Genomic DNA, 14,164 nt, shown 5'->3' with positions numbered 1-14,164 from the left:
TGTCGCAGAAGATCGATGTCGACGCGCGGGGCGAGATCCTGGAGCTGAAGAACACCATCAACACGATGGTCGACCAGCTGTCCGCGTTCGCCGACGAGGTCACCCGGGTCGCCCGCGAAGTGGGCACTGATGGACGCCTCGGCGGGCAGGCCGACGTCAAGGGGGTCTCCGGCACGTGGCGTGACCTGACCGACTCCGTGAACTTCATGGCGGGCAACCTGACCGCTCAGGTGCGCTCCATCGCGCAGGTCGCCACGGCTGTCGCCCAGGGTGATCTGTCGCAGAAGATCGATGTCGACGCGCGGGGCGAGATCCTGGAGCTGAAGAACACCATCAACACGATGGTCGACCAGCTGTCCGCGTTCGCCGACGAAGTCACCCGCGTCGCGCGAGAGGTCGGCACGGAAGGGCGCCTCGGCGGGCAGGCCGACGTCAAGGGGGTCTCCGGCACGTGGAAGGACCTCACCGAGTCTGTCAACGTCATGGGCGACAACCTGACCGCTCAGGTGCGCTCCATCGCCGAGGTCACGACGGCCGTCGCCCAGGGAGACCTCACCCAGAAGATCCGCGTCGACGCGCGGGGCGAGATCCTGGAGCTCAAGGAGACCATCAACACGATGGTCGACCAGCTGTCCGGGTTCGCGGACGAGGTCACCCGCGTCGCCCGCGACGTGGGCACCGAGGGCAACCTGGGCGGGCAGGCGACCGTGCGGGGCGCCTCCGGAACCTGGAAGGACCTCACCGACAACGTCAATGTGATGGCCTCCAACTTGACGGGCCAGGTGCGCTCCATCGCCGACGTGGCCAACGCCGTCGCGCGCGGTGACCTGTCGCGGAAGATCACGGTCGAGGCCAAGGGCGAGGTCGCCGCACTGGCCGAGGTCATCAACACCATGGTGGACACCCTGTCCGCGTTCGCCGACGAGGTCACCCGCGTGGCACGCGAGGTCGGAACCGAAGGACAGCTGGGCGGCCAGGCCCGGGTGCCGAACGTGGCGGGCACCTGGAAGGACCTCACCGACAACGTCAACTCGATGGCGAACAACCTGACCGGGCAGGTCCGCAACATCGCCCTCGTCACCACCGCCGTCGCCAACGGCGACCTGTCCAAGAAGATCGACGTCGACGCCCGCGGCGAGATCCTTGAGCTGAAGACGACGATCAACACGATGGTCGACCAGCTGTCGTCCTTCGCGGCCGAGGTCACCCGCGTCGCCCGCGAGGTCGGCAGCGAGGGCCGGCTCGGCGGGCAGGCCGAGGTCGAAGGTGTATCCGGTACGTGGAAGCGCCTCACGGAGAACGTGAACGAGCTGGCCGGCAACCTCACCCGCCAGGTGCGGGCCATCGCCGAAGTCACCAGCGCCGTGGCCGAGGGCGATCTGACGCGGTCGATCACCGTCGACGCCTCCGGCGAGGTCGCGGAACTCAAGGACAACATCAACTCGATGGTCGGCTCCCTGCGCGAGACGACCCGGGCCAACCAGGAACAGGACTGGCTGAAGTCCAGCCTGGCCCGGATCTCCGGCCTGATGCAGGGGCATCGCGACCTCGCAGTGGTCGGTGAGCTGGTCATGGACGAGCTGACCCCGCTGGTCAGCGCCCAGTACGGCGCCTTCTACCTCGCCGGCGAAACGCCGGACGGCGTCGAGCTCAGGCTCGTCGGCTCGTACGGGCGTCCCGCCGGCAGCGCCGGACGTGACCGCTTCAAGCTCGGTGAATCCCTGGTCGGCCAGGCGGCGCGCAGCCGCCGAACCATCGCCGCCGAAGGAGTGCCGGGCGATTACGTGAGCATTTCCTCCGGGCTGGGCCGCACCGCGCCGGGCAGCTTGATCGTGCTGCCGATCGTCGTCGACGACCAGGTCCTCGGTGTCATCGAGCTTGCCTCTTTCACGGCCTTCACCGCCGTACACCGGGACTTCCTCGACCAGCTCATGGAGATGGTGGGCGTCAACGTCAACACCATCGTCGCCAACGCCCGCACCGACGAGCTGCTCGGAGAATCGCAGCGGCTCGCCGGTGAACTGCGGGCGCGTTCCGAGGAACTGCAGGTCCAGCAGGAGGAACTCCAGCGCTCCAACGCGGAACTGGAGGAGAAGGCCGCCCTGCTCGCCGCCCAGAACAGCGACATCGAAGGCAAGAACCTGGAGATCGAGCAGGCGCGGCAGGAGCTTGAGGACCGTGCCCAGCAGCTCTCGCTGGCCTCCAAGTACAAGTCGGAGTTCCTGGCCAACATGAGCCACGAACTGCGCACCCCCCTCAACAGCCTCCTGATCCTCGCCCAGCTGCTCGCCCAGAACCCGAACCGCAACCTCACGGCCAAGCAGGTCGAGTACGCCGGAGTCATCCATTCGGCAGGGTCCGACCTGCTCCAGCTGATCAACGACATCCTCGACCTGTCGAAGGTCGAGGCGGGCAAGATGGACATCCATCCGGAGCGCGTCGAGCTGCGGCAGCTCCTCGACTACGTCGAGGCCACCTTCCGGCCGATGACGACGCAGAAGAGCCTCGGCTTCGCGATCACCACAGCACCCGGTGTGACCGCCGAACTGCTCACCGACGACTCCCGGCTTCGCCAGGTGCTGCGGAACCTGCTGTCCAACGCGGTCAAGTTCACGGAACGTGGCAGCGTGGAGCTGCGTATCGAACCGGCAGCCGCCGGTGAGCTTCCCGGCCCCGTCCACCGTGGCGGCGCCGTCGTGGCCTTCCGCGTCAAGGACACCGGCGTGGGCATCGCCGAGCAGCAGCTGGAGGCCATCTTCGGGGCGTTCCAGCAGGCGGACGGCACCACCAGCCGCAAGTACGGGGGCACCGGGCTCGGTCTGTCCATCAGCCGCGAGATCGCGCACATGCTCGGCGGCGCCCTCACGGTCGACAGCACCCCCGGCCAGGGCAGCACCTTCACCCTCTACCTCCCCGTCGCGCGCGCCGACTTCCGGGCGGCGACGGCCGACGCACCGACCGTCACGGCCGGGTACGAGGTGGAGTCCGAGCCGCTCAGGAGCGGACAGCGTGCCGTGACGACCAAGGACGCTCAGCCGCGCCAGGCGCGCCGGCTGCTGGTGATCGAGGAGCGTCCGGGCGGTCTGCTCTCCCTCGTCGCGCAGAGCGCGGTGGACGAGCTCGCCGGCGGTCACGAGTTCACCGACCGCGAGGACATCGAGGTCAGGGCGGCACTGGGCTCGCAGGAAGCTGCGGGCGCCCTTGCCGCCGAGCCGTTCCACTGCGTGGTCCTGGAACTGGACATGGCCAACGGCGAAGCCCTGCGCTTCCTGGACGCGATGGACGGAGACGCGGCACTCAGGAACGTCCCGGTCCTCGCGCACAACATCCGCCGTCTGGAGGCAGGGCACGAGGAGGCGCTCCAGTCCCGTGCACACGAGCGGCCGCTGGAACTGCTCTCCAGCCTGGACGAACTGCGCGAACGCATCGCGCTTCACCTGTCGGCCGAGAGGCCGGGCGCCGTCGTGCCCCTGGTGCGGCGGACCGAGGAGTGCCGTCAGCAGACTCCTGCGGTCATCGACGCCGGTCTGCGCGGCCGTACGGTGCTCGTGGTCGATGACGACGCCCGCAACCTCTTCGCCCTCAGCGGCATCCTGGAGCTCCACGGCTTTCAGGTCCTGCACGCCGAGAACGGCCGCAAGGGCATCGAGACACTTGCCGCCCACCCGGAGATCGACCTGATCCTGATGGACGTGATGATGCCGGAGATGGACGGCTACGAGGCGACCGCCGCGATCCGGCAGATGCCCGCGCACGTGCACATGCCCATCATCGCGGTCACCGCTAAGGCGATGCCGGGGGACCGGGAGAAGAGTCTCGCATCCGGCGCCAACGACTACGTCACCAAGCCGTTGGATGCCGACGACCTCATCGCCGTCGTCCGTCGATGGCTGAACGACCACTGAAACAAGGCGGCTTTCGCGGAGTCCCGACAGATGTTCCCCTGCCCCATCAGCGTTGACCCAGAGGAGTCGGCAGCACCATGAGCACTCCTGAACACGACGGAGAACTCGTCGCGGACGAGGCGCTGCCCGCCCCCCGCGCGGAGTCGGCGACCGCTTCCGAGGCTGCTGTGAGGCACCGCCCGGCGCCGGGGGACGAGCCCTCGTCCGGCCAGACCTCGAAAATCGGCCGGCTGGCCGCCACCGTCGAACGGCTTCGCGGAGAGGTGCGGGCGGCGCAGGCCGCGGCCGACGGGCGCGCCCTGGTCGAACTCGCCAAGGGAATCCTGATCGAGCGGCTCCAGTGCGGGCCGGCACAGGCAACGCGACAGCTCACCGAACTCGCCGACCAGACCGGTCTGTCACAGCTGGAGCTGGCAGCCGACATCATCAACGAGTCGGCCCGTGACCAAGTCACCCTCATCGCGCGTGACTTCGTCGAGCGGACCAGCGGCGGTGCCAGACGCCGCGAGGGCGGCTCGTCCGTCGCCGTGCGGATGCGCACGGCCGAAAGCGCCGCGCTGGCCGCCGGTGATACCCAAGCCGTCGCCGAATCCCTGCTCGAACACGCACTGGCACCGCTGGGAGCCACGGCCGTCGCCGTCTGGTCGGCCGGTTCGGACGCCTCCCTCACGCTCCGCGGCCACGCCGGGTTCAGCGCAGACGAAGCGGGGCGCTGGCGGTACGTACCGCCCGGAGTCGCAACAGTCGCGCGCCAAGCACTCAGCGAGCGCCGCACCGTCCGGCTCTACTCGCTCGCCGAAGCAGGCATTCCCTCCATCGGCCACACACAGGCTCCGGGCGGCGGCCGTGTCGCACTGCCTGCCGGGACCGGTGGCCGAATCCACGGCGTACTGGAAATCTGCTGGCCCCGGCCGCTCACGCCGCAGTCACCGGCGGTCGTGCACCAGATCGAAGCCCTCGCCGAGCTGTGTGCGCACACGCTCGAATGCCTCCCGTCCGCCGGTGTGCATCCGCCCTCCGCGAAGGAACCGGCCGATGTCTCGGAGCTGGTGGCTCTCTCCGACGGGCTGTACGACCCCGCGCTGGTCCTTACGCCCCACATGGACGCGGAAGGCGAGCTCAGCGACTTCCGCATCCGCCACGCGAACAGCAACTTCGTGGACCCGGCAGGACGTCCGCGCAGCGCCGTCAACGGGGCGCTGCTGCTGGAGGCCTATCCCATGGCCGTCGGCGACAGTGAACTCTTCGAAAAGGTCGAACGCGTCTACGCCACAGGTGAGCCGTTCCGTGCGCCGCGGATGACGCTCACCGCCCTCGTCGACCAGATTCCGCTCGCGGCCGTCGCCGACCTCAGCATCAGCCGGCACGGCGGCAGCGTGCTGCTCATCTGGCGTATCGAGAGCGAGACGGCCCGGCTCGCCAGTCTGCTGCAGCACGCCCAGCGCCTCGGCCGTATCGGCGGTTTCGAGGAGAACCTGGTCACGGGCGAGATCACCTGGAACGGGCAGCTCTTCGCCCTGTACGGAAGACCTGTCACCGAGTACCCGGTGTCTCTGCGGGATCTCACCGGCCACGCGCACCCGGACGACGCTGTCGCCATCGGCCGCTTCCTGCGGGCCGTCCTCCACCACCGGCGCCCGGCGTCGACGGCCTTTCGCCTGATGCGCCCCGACGGAGTGACCCGCCACATCCGGGTCATCGCCGAACCCGTCCTGGACTCCGACGACCGGCTCCTCGCGGTGCGCGGCGCCTACCAGGACATCTCCTCCCAGCACTGGACGGAAGTGGCGCTCGCCGCGACCCGGGACCAACTGGCCCACACCGAACAGGAGTCGGCAGAGCGCAACCGACTTGCCCTGCAACTCCAGCACGCCATCATGCCGCCGACCCGGGTGCCGATCGACGCCCCCGGCCTGGAGATCGCCGTACGCTACCGGCCGGCGGAGACGGATTCCCTGGTCGGTGGTGACTGGTACGACACCGTCGTCCTGCCGTCCAGGCGGATACTGCTGTGCGTCGGCGACATCGCCGGTCACGGCATCGAAGCGGCCACCGGCATGGTGGTCCTGCGCAACGCCATGCGCGGTCTCGCCGTCACCGGCGCGGGCCCGGGCCAGCTGCTGTCCTGGCTGAACCTGGTGGCACACCACCTCACCGAACACGTCACCGCCACCGCGGTATGCGGCCTCTTCGACCCGGAAACCCGCGTCCTGCGCTGGGCCAGGGCAGGGCATCTGCCGCCGGTGCTGGTACGGGGGCAGGAAGCCACCACGCTGCCTCTGCCCAGCGGGCTGCTCCTGGGGGCCCTCGCGGATGTCGAGTACGAGGAGACCGAGATTCAGCTCGAGCCCCACGACACGCTGCTGATGTACACCGACGGCCTCATCGAACGCAGAGACACCGTCGTCCAGGAGTCCCTCACGCAGCTGCTCGCCACTGCGCAGGCCCCTGCGGCCACCCTTGAGCGCCGGCTCGACCGCCTGCTCACACACAGCAGGTCCGACACGGACGATGACACCTGCCTCATCGGCATCGAGGTGTCCTGAGGATCTACTTGCTCCAACGCGCCCAGACAGGAAGAACGACCCAGCAGGCCAGAAACCACAGGAATACGCCCGAAACGATCCACTGGGCCGCGGACTGGTGCAGTACCACCCGCAGTATGAGCAGCAGCGCGCACATGATGGTGCACAGGAGCAGGAGCAGCCCCGTGACCGTCAGGCGAGAGGCCCACTCAACCGCTTCGGGCTTCATCTGCTGGCCGCTGACGAAGCGGTGGAAGGACACGGGCGCTATGAGTGCGCCGGTGGCGGCGGCACCGAGCACGATGGTGACGACGTAGATCGTGCGGTCCGTGTCGCCGAGTTCCGTGAAGCGGGGTGTGAAGGCGACGCTGAGCAGGAAGGCGAGCAGGATCTGCACACCCGTCTGCGCCACTCGCACCTCCTGCAGCAGTTCCGCCCAGCGCCGGTCGGCGCGTTCGGCAGCCGTTTCGTCCCGACCGGCGGACCTCCCCCGGCTGTCCGCCCCGGTCGACCGTCTGTCGTCGGACTTCTGGAGATCCGCCACGTCGTCCTTCTTTCCTCAGGGCGCCACTGCCGGCGCTTCGAGTCGCTCGTTCCACGGGTCATGAGTCCTGCTCGCCCAGGGGTCTTCCTGCCCGTCGTTTCCCCTGGACGACCAGGACGCTTCTCCGGATACCCCGTACGCCGCCGCCCATCCGCAGGAGTACTCGCTGCGGCCGGCGCGCGGCACGTCGCGGACGTGCCGCACCGGCCAGGGCGCCGACGAGTCCGGATGCGAAAGAGCGCCGGTCCACGGCCTCAGCGTTCCTGACAGATTCAGCCGCTCGCCGAAGAGGCCGGCTGCTGCGAGGCGGTGGCCGTCACGACGCCGCGTTCCTCCAGGGCCAGGCGCAGGGACCGGAGGGCGTAGTAGACGCGGGACTTGACCGTTCCGTGGGGGATGGCAAGGGCGACCGCCGCCTCCTGGGTGGTCCTGCCGACGAAGTACGTCTCGTACAGCACCTCCCGGTGTGACTCCGAGAGCGCCTTGAACGCCTCGCCGACCACGACCGACGAGAGCACGTTCTCGATCTCGTCCGCGTCCGCCGACATCTCGCGCAGCCAGTTGCTGCCGTCGATCTCGCAGGGGCGGGCGAGGCGGCGCCGATGGCCGTCTATCACCAGGTTGCGGGCCACCCGGAAGAGCCAGGGCCGCAGTTGTGACGCGTCGAGGCTCAGGTCCTGCTTGCTCCAGCAGCGCAAGAGTGTTTCCTGGATGATGTCCTCCGCCCGGTGGCGGTCGCCGCCGACCAGGCGCAGGACGTACGCGTAGAGCGGGTTGGCCTGCTCCTCGTACAGCGCCCGCACGCCTCGTTCCTTGCTGTCCCGCGACTCGCCCGAGCCCATCAAGGACCATTGCATCGTGTACCCCCAGGGTCGGCACTGCTGCTCTCCGTCGTCGGGAGTCTCGGGGGGCGGCGTCCACGGGGCGTTGACGGAGGATTGACGGCTCGTACATGTCACGGCGAAGCGCTCGGGGACTCGTTCGGCGATTCGCTCGGAGATTCGCTCGGGGTGGGGACCGTGGTGGGGGACGTGGGCGTCGGTGTGGGGGCGAAGGACGTGGGTGGCGCTCCGATTCCCTCGTACTTCGCGAGCAGCGCCCGGATTCCCACGACATAGCCCTGTGACTGGTTGGTGGTGGGGATGCCGCCGGCCTGGCGTACGGCGTCGATATCCGCGTCGTACGCCGCGAGCGTCAGGTCGAGCACGGTGCCGATGGCCTGGCCGTTGTCGATGAGGATCCGCACCTCGCCGGCCAGAGCGCACATGTGGCGGCCCTGGGCCATGATCGAGTCGTCCGCGTCGAACGCCGAGACCTTGCCGTTGTCGTTCTCGTCCGTGCCGAGCTCGGTGAAGACCGCCGGGGGCAGCTGCGAGATCCCCTGCGCCCCGTCGGGTCTGACCAGATTCGGGTCGAAGTCGGACTCGCGCTCCAGCTGCGCGGCGATCACCACCGGACCGATCGCCTCGCAGAGCGCGCCCGCTGCCTTGATCGGTTCCAGGAGGTCGGACGGCACCTGAGCCGGGTCGAGTTCACCCTTCCCGTCCCCCTGGAACACCTCCATGACCTTCTCGGCCTCGATGGCCGGGTCCGAGCCGCCGCCTCCGAACAGTTGGACGAGGAGGATGAGCGGGGCCAGGATCACGCCGAGCCCGCCGATGACGATGACGACGACGACCGTGCCGAGAAGTACGACCGGTGAGGTCAGGCAGCCGAGGGCGCCCGCTGTGCCCATGGCGATCTTCGCCGTGCTGCCGGGACCGTCGGAACTCATGAGCTGATCACGCTCTCTCCTGTCGCTCGCGACCGTTGCGGCCGTTTGTTCGAAATGAGTCGCCGAGACCTTGAACCGCTCCGGGCGGGCTCGCGTTGTGGCTGTCTGACGGAGCTCGACGGTCTCGAAGGATGAGAACGGGTTCTGGAGCAGACCAGTTCAAACGAGAACGAAACGACGTGGGAAGAGAGGGTGGGACACGCATGACTGTCCCTTCAGCGGAGCCCACCGGCCCGCAGATGTGGGTACGGGGGCCTACGGATCCGCAGACGCGTCCGCCCGCAACGCAGCGGACGCACGCGCCCGCACAGGCCCCGGTGCCGAAGCTGACGCCTACACAGGCGCCGACGCGGACGCAGGCGCTCACGGCCACGCCGACGCAGCCGCAGCGCCCTCGCCGGAAGCGGCAAGGGACCCTGTCCGGTGCGGGGCTCGGCTGGGTCGGTGCGCACGGCGGTGCCGGCGCGAGCACCCTCGCCCGGGTGCTCGGCGGCACCGACCTCGGGTGCGCGTGGCCCGACCCGTCCCGGGGCGAACCCGCCCGCGTGATGCTGGTCGCCCGCACCCATGCCGACGGGATGCGAGCGGCGTCCCGGGCCCTGAACGCCCTCCGTGAAGGCCGGCATCCCGCCGGGATGGAGCTCGTGGCGCTGGTGCTCGTCGCGGACGCGCCCGGCCGTCTCCCCTTCGTACTCGCCAACCGGGTCCGGATTCTGAGGTCCGCGGCACCCGTACGGCGGCTCCCGTGGATCTCGTCCTGGCGGCTGGGCAAGGAGACGAGGAAGCTCCCCAAGGAGCTGTTCCGGCTGGGCGCGCTGGCCGGAACGCGCCCTGAGGGGCCCGGTGAGCTGCGGTGACCCGCATCGACCAGGCGGGGGCCGCGCTCGCCGCCACCTTCTCACCCGGCCCCGAGGGCGAGCAGATTCTCGGCCTTCTCGCCTGGTGCGCCTCGGCCGCCGGAGTCGGCGGTGTCATCACGGTCGGCACCTTGATGGCGCTCCAGTTGCGCAGTGGTCAGCCAGGGGAGGGCGGCGAACACTTCCGCGGGCTCTTCTTCGTCATGCTCGCCTGCGTCCTGGCCTCCACGGCCGGGCCGATCGTGTCCTCCCTCGGCTCGCTCGCGCTCTGACCCAGCGGTTCTCCGGGCCCTCCCTTTTTCATATCGCCGCCGGTCGGTGGCGCACGACCTCGCAGGAGACAACCATGAAATCGCTCATCCCTTCGCTCCTCCAGACATCGAAGGTGCCGACCCCGAAAAGCAGTGCTCCGAAGGCGCTCACCGACAAGGTCGACGTGATACTCGGCATCGCCGCCTGGGCGGGTACCGCCGCGGGCGTGGCGGGTGTCCTGATCACCGGCGCCATGATGGCCATCTCCATGAAGCGCGGCGAGAGTTCCGAGCACATGAGCCGCCTCGGCATGGTGCTGGGCGGATGTGTGCTGGTGGCCACCGCGGGTCCGCTCGTCACCTTCGTCTTCAAGTAGACGAGAAGGGGGCGGACATCATGTTCGGACGTCACCAGAGAGACACCGGGACGGAGCAGCCGTTCTGGAACCAGCAGGCATGGCTCCTCTCCGCGGCCTTTCTCGCCATAGCACTCGTCGTATCGGGGATCACCTGGTTGTCGACGGGGGACGACACTTCGTCCGCCCGGGAGGACGGCCCCGCCCGGAAGGGGACGCTGTCCTCGGCCGCGCCCAAGGGCGGTCAGCCCGGTCGCGGAGAGGCCGGTGTCGAGGAAGCCGGTGCCGGCGAGACCGGGGCCGGGCGGCCCGGTGGCTGCCTCACCGATGACAGCGACCAGGCGCCTCCCTCGGCGTCGCCCGAGGATCTCCGGTGGCGCTCGCTGGGCATGTCGAAGGTTCCCGTGTCAGTCTCGGCGGGCCCGGTCCGGACCAGCGGCGCGGTCATGTGGTGCTTCGCCCGCACGCCCCTGGGCGCGGTGCTGGCCGCCCACGTGATTCCCGCCCGGATGAGCGGCAAGGACTGGCGCGCCGTCACCGACCGGCAGATCGTGGCCGGACGGGGGCGGGACCTGTTCGTCGCTCAGCGGAGCACCGTCCTGGAATCGGCCGGCAACGGAAGCGCGGCAGGTACCTACGCGGGGTTCGCGCTCGGCTCGTACTCCCGGGACGCCGCCACGGTGCAACTCCTCATCAGGAACGGTTCAGGGGGCTACAGAACGACTTTCGTCACCGTGACCTGGGACGGCGGTGACTGGAAGGTGCAGCCCAGGACCAACGGCTCGCTCTACACCTCGCTGACGACCGTGACGGGTAACAACGGATTCACCATGTGGGAGGTGTGACGTGCCCTCCTGCCCCACAGGTGACCCGCTGGTGGACGCGATCACGGGCTTCTTCGACTTCCTGGACGACCCGATCGGCACCATCGTGTCGGGCATCGCCAATGCCGTACTCGCTGCGGCCATCGCGGCCTTCGGTGAACTGACCGTCTCGATTCCCACGCTCTCGTCGACCACGACCGCGCAGAAGGTCAACAACCAGACGCAGTGGGTGGTCATCTACACGGCGGTCGGCTCGCTGATCTTCGCCGCGATCCGGATGGCGATCGAACGCCGCGGGGAAGCCGGCACGACCGCGCTCAAAGGTCTGTTCAGAGTGATTCTCGTGGCCGGTGCGGCGACCACGGTGGTGACCATGCTGGCGCGCCTCTCCGACCGGTACGCCGACTTCCTCTTCGACGAGGCGGTGCACGAGCAGCTCAGGCAGAACGTCGGGTGCCAGGACTCCACGGGTATCGAGTCGTTCCTGCTGCTCGTCCTCGCCTTCCTGCTGCTGATCGCCGCCATCCTGCACACGATCCTGCTCTACATCCGCCTCGGCGTGATGATCGTGCTGCTGGGCACGCTCCCGCTGGCCGCGGCCGCGTCCATGACGGACTGGGGCAACGGCTGGTGGCGCAAGCACATCGGCTGGATGATCGCCTGGCTGCTGTACAAACCGGCAGCCGGCCTCGTCATGTACGCGGGTTCCGCGATGATCGCCAACGACCAGGCGAACGGCATCCAGGAACGCATCGCCGGTATCGGCGTGATGCTCCTCTCCGCCGTCGCGCTGCCGGCCCTGCTCAAACTCATCGTGCCCGCGACCGCGGCGCTCGGTGGCGGGAACGGAGTGGGGGAGGGCGTGTCGGCCGTGGGCGGCGCGGTCGCCTCCGGAGCGAAGTCCGTCGCCTCCGGAGGCGGTAGCGCCGGCGGGGGCGGACCGGCAGGGAAGTCCGGACCCTCGGGAGCTCCCTCGGCCGGGGGCAGCGCCGGTGCGCCGGGAAGCGCGGGCGGCACGGGAGCGGCCGGTCAGCAGAGCGCCGGGAGCGCCGCCGCGGCCGGTCAGCAGAGCGGCGCAGGCGCGGCCGGTGCCGGTGGAGCTGTCGGCTCCGCTACGGCCGGCGGCGCGGGTGCTGCCGGTGGTGCGGCTGCCGCCGCCGGTCCGGCCGGCGCCGCCCTGGGCGCGGCGATGGCCGCCGCCCAAGGCGCGGGGCGGATCGCGAGCGGAGCCCTGGACGGCGCCGACGGGGACGCGGGCCACAACCGCTAGGGCCGCCCGTCATTCGGACCATGTCGGCTAGCGGAGGTTCCGGTGCGCGCACCTGCGGCGTCGTCGTCCCTCACAGACGCTCCGCGCCGCCTCGGTCCTCCGCCCGGCGGCCGCACGCACCGGCCCCCCCATCCCGGATCCGGCCTCATCCGACGAAGGGCCCTGGGCCCCACCGGGCATTCGGCCCGACCACACCACTCAGGAAGGAACCAGAACCATGGCTACGGAAGCCGTTACGCATCCCACCTACGGGAACTGGCGCCGCCCCAGGCGTCCGGGACTCGGCCCACTCGGTCTGATCGGCACGGTCGGTGTCTTCGGCGGGCTCGTCGTGGTGCTGCTCTCGTCGCTGATCTCACTGCTCGCCGCCTTGGTGATGTTCGTCCCCCTCGTCGTCGTACTCACACCGCTTGCGCTGCGCACCCAGGACGGCCGCAACCTGTACCAGTTGCTGACCCTGCGCATCGGCTGGCTGCGCCGTAAGTCCAAGGGCGCGCACGTATACGTCTCCGGGCCGCTGTCGCAGCGCCCTGGCGGGCGCTTCCGGCCGCCCGGTCTCCTGAACCGGGTGACGGCCGGCGAGGGACGGGACGCGTACGACCGTCCGTTCGGCGTCCTGCACCACCGCCACCGCAACCTCTACTCCGTCGTGCTGGGCTGCGAGCCGGACGGCGGTTCCCTGGTCGACCCCGACCAGGTCGACGTATGGGTGGCGATGTGGGGCGAGTGGCTGGCCAGGCTCTCGCACGAGCCGGGGCTGCGGGGTGCGTCGGTCGTCGTCGAGACCGCACCCGACCCCGGTACCCGGCTGGCCTCCGAGGTCCTGCCCCGGATCACGGCGGACGCCCCGCCGGCCGCGCGGGCCGTGATGGAGGAGGTCGTCGAGCGCTACCCCTCCGCCTCCTCCGAGATGCACACCTACATCACCCTGACCTACGGCGTCCCGCCGGGGCAGAAGCGCAGGCACGAGGACGTCGTCAACGACCTCGCCATCCGGATTCCCGGTCTGCTCACCGGACTTGTCGGGGCGGGCGGAGGGGCCGCGTACCCGCTCTCCGCCGAGCGGATCGCCGAAGTCGTACGGGTCGCGTACGACCCGGCAGTGGCGGCGGACGTACTCAGCGCACGGGCCCAGCACGGAGGTACGGGACTGGAGTGGGACGACGCAGGTCCATCCGCCTGTGTGGAGTCGGTCAAGTCCTACCAGCACGACTCCGGTTACTCGCGGAGCTGGCTTCTCACCCTGGCCCCCCGCGGCACGGTGCGCTCCGGCGTACTGCGCAGCATGTTGGAGGCCGCACCGGGGACCCGGCGCAAGCGGGTCGCGCTCCTCTACCGGCCCATCGACCCGGCCACCTCCGCGCGGATCGTCGAAGCGGACCGTCGCAGCGCCCAGTTCATGGCCACGTCCGGCCGCGGGATGGTGCAGGCGAGGGCGGCTTCCGAGGTGCGGGCGGCCGAACAGACGGCGGCGGAGGAGGCGTCGGGTGCGGGACTGGTCGAGTTCTCGATGATGTTCACCGTCACGGTCGACTCCGCGAGCCAGCTCGACGAGGCCGACGTGACCGTACGCAATCTCCTTGCCTCGTCCCGTATCTCCATGCGCCCGGCCGACCGGATGCAGGCCGCCGCGTTCAGCTGCACCCTGCCCGTCGGCATCCTTCCGTGGGAGCAGACGCTGATCCCGCACGAGCTCCAGGAGGCACTGTGAGTGCCGACCGTCCTTCGGTGCGCGTCCTCGACCTGGGCGCCGACTGGCCGCCCGCCCCGTCAGGCGCCACCACCGCGTTGAGCCGGATGTCGTTCGCGGACGCGGACGCCGCCGGGCCGGACGAGACCGGTCCCGAGCAGAGCCGGA

At 69.8% G+C, this 14,164-nt stretch carries 11 protein-coding genes; 8 read left to right on the top strand and 3 right to left on the bottom strand.

What is annotated here, in order from left to right; genetic code table 11:
* Both AB0C82_RS24440 and AB0C82_RS24435 read left to right on the top strand, forming a co-directional pair.
* On the top strand, positions 1-3,905 hold a 3,905-nt coding region (locus AB0C82_RS24440), incomplete at its 5' end, for a HAMP domain-containing protein (protein WP_362845659.1).
* A 77-nt stretch (positions 3,906-3,982) separates the two neighbouring features.
* A complete protein-coding gene (locus tag AB0C82_RS24435; RefSeq protein ID WP_362845657.1) occupies positions 3,983-6,451 on the top strand; it encodes a SpoIIE family protein phosphatase in 2,469 nt (822 codons plus the stop codon).
* Between the two features lie 4 nt (positions 6,452-6,455).
* Here AB0C82_RS24435 and AB0C82_RS24430 read toward each other — a convergent pair whose 3' ends face one another.
* From AB0C82_RS24430 to AB0C82_RS24420, 3 genes are all read right to left on the bottom strand, one after another.
* Positions 6,456-6,974, bottom strand: coding sequence for a DUF6328 family protein (locus AB0C82_RS24430; RefSeq protein ID WP_362845655.1), 519 nt, complete (start codon positions 6,972-6,974; stop codon positions 6,456-6,458).
* A gap of 272 nt (positions 6,975-7,246) precedes the next feature.
* Positions 7,247-7,831, bottom strand: coding sequence for a sigma-70 family RNA polymerase sigma factor (locus AB0C82_RS24425; RefSeq protein WP_362845653.1), 585 nt, complete (start codon positions 7,829-7,831; stop codon positions 7,247-7,249).
* Positions 7,832-7,929: 98 nt separating this feature from the next.
* The gene (locus AB0C82_RS24420; protein WP_362845651.1) at positions 7,930-8,748 is read right to left on the bottom strand and encodes a lytic transglycosylase domain-containing protein; all 819 of its coding nucleotides are present in this window, start codon (positions 8,746-8,748) and stop codon (positions 7,930-7,932) included.
* A 203-nt stretch (positions 8,749-8,951) separates the two neighbouring features.
* Here AB0C82_RS24420 and AB0C82_RS24415 point away from each other — a divergent pair, with 203 nt between their 5' ends.
* The 6 genes from AB0C82_RS24415 to AB0C82_RS24390 all read left to right on the top strand — a co-directional run bounded on the left by AB0C82_RS24415 (position 8,952) and on the right by AB0C82_RS24390 (position 14,017).
* Entirely contained in the window at positions 8,952-9,605 is a 654-nt protein-coding gene (locus AB0C82_RS24415; protein ID WP_362845649.1) for a DUF6668 family protein, read from the top strand.
* On the top strand, positions 9,602-9,877 hold the full coding sequence (locus tag AB0C82_RS24410; RefSeq protein WP_362845647.1) for a hypothetical protein: 276 nt from the start codon (positions 9,602-9,604) through the stop codon (positions 9,875-9,877). The genes AB0C82_RS24415 and AB0C82_RS24410 overlap by 4 nt, the downstream gene beginning before the upstream one ends.
* A gap of 74 nt (positions 9,878-9,951) precedes the next feature.
* A complete protein-coding gene (locus AB0C82_RS24405; protein WP_362845645.1) occupies positions 9,952-10,233 on the top strand; it encodes a hypothetical protein in 282 nt (93 codons plus the stop codon).
* 20 nt (positions 10,234-10,253) lie between these two features.
* Positions 10,254-11,057, top strand: coding sequence for a hypothetical protein (locus AB0C82_RS24400; protein ID WP_362845643.1), 804 nt, complete (start codon positions 10,254-10,256; stop codon positions 11,055-11,057).
* Positions 11,058-11,088: 31 nt separating this feature from the next.
* Positions 11,089-12,306 (top strand): hypothetical protein, encoded by a 1,218-nt coding sequence (locus tag AB0C82_RS24395; protein WP_362845641.1) that lies wholly within the window; start codon positions 11,089-11,091, stop codon positions 12,304-12,306.
* Between the two features lie 217 nt (positions 12,307-12,523).
* Positions 12,524-14,017, top strand: coding sequence for an SCO6880 family protein (locus tag AB0C82_RS24390; protein WP_362845639.1), 1,494 nt, complete (start codon positions 12,524-12,526; stop codon positions 14,015-14,017).
* The last annotated feature ends 147 nt before the right edge of the window (positions 14,018-14,164 follow it).

This window comes from Streptomyces sp. NPDC048560, from assembly GCF_040650955.1.
GTDB lineage: Bacteria > Actinomycetota > Actinomycetes > Streptomycetales > Streptomycetaceae > Streptomyces.
The sequence above is the reverse complement of the archived record's forward strand: the minus strand, read 5'-3'. Positions and strand labels throughout refer to the sequence as shown.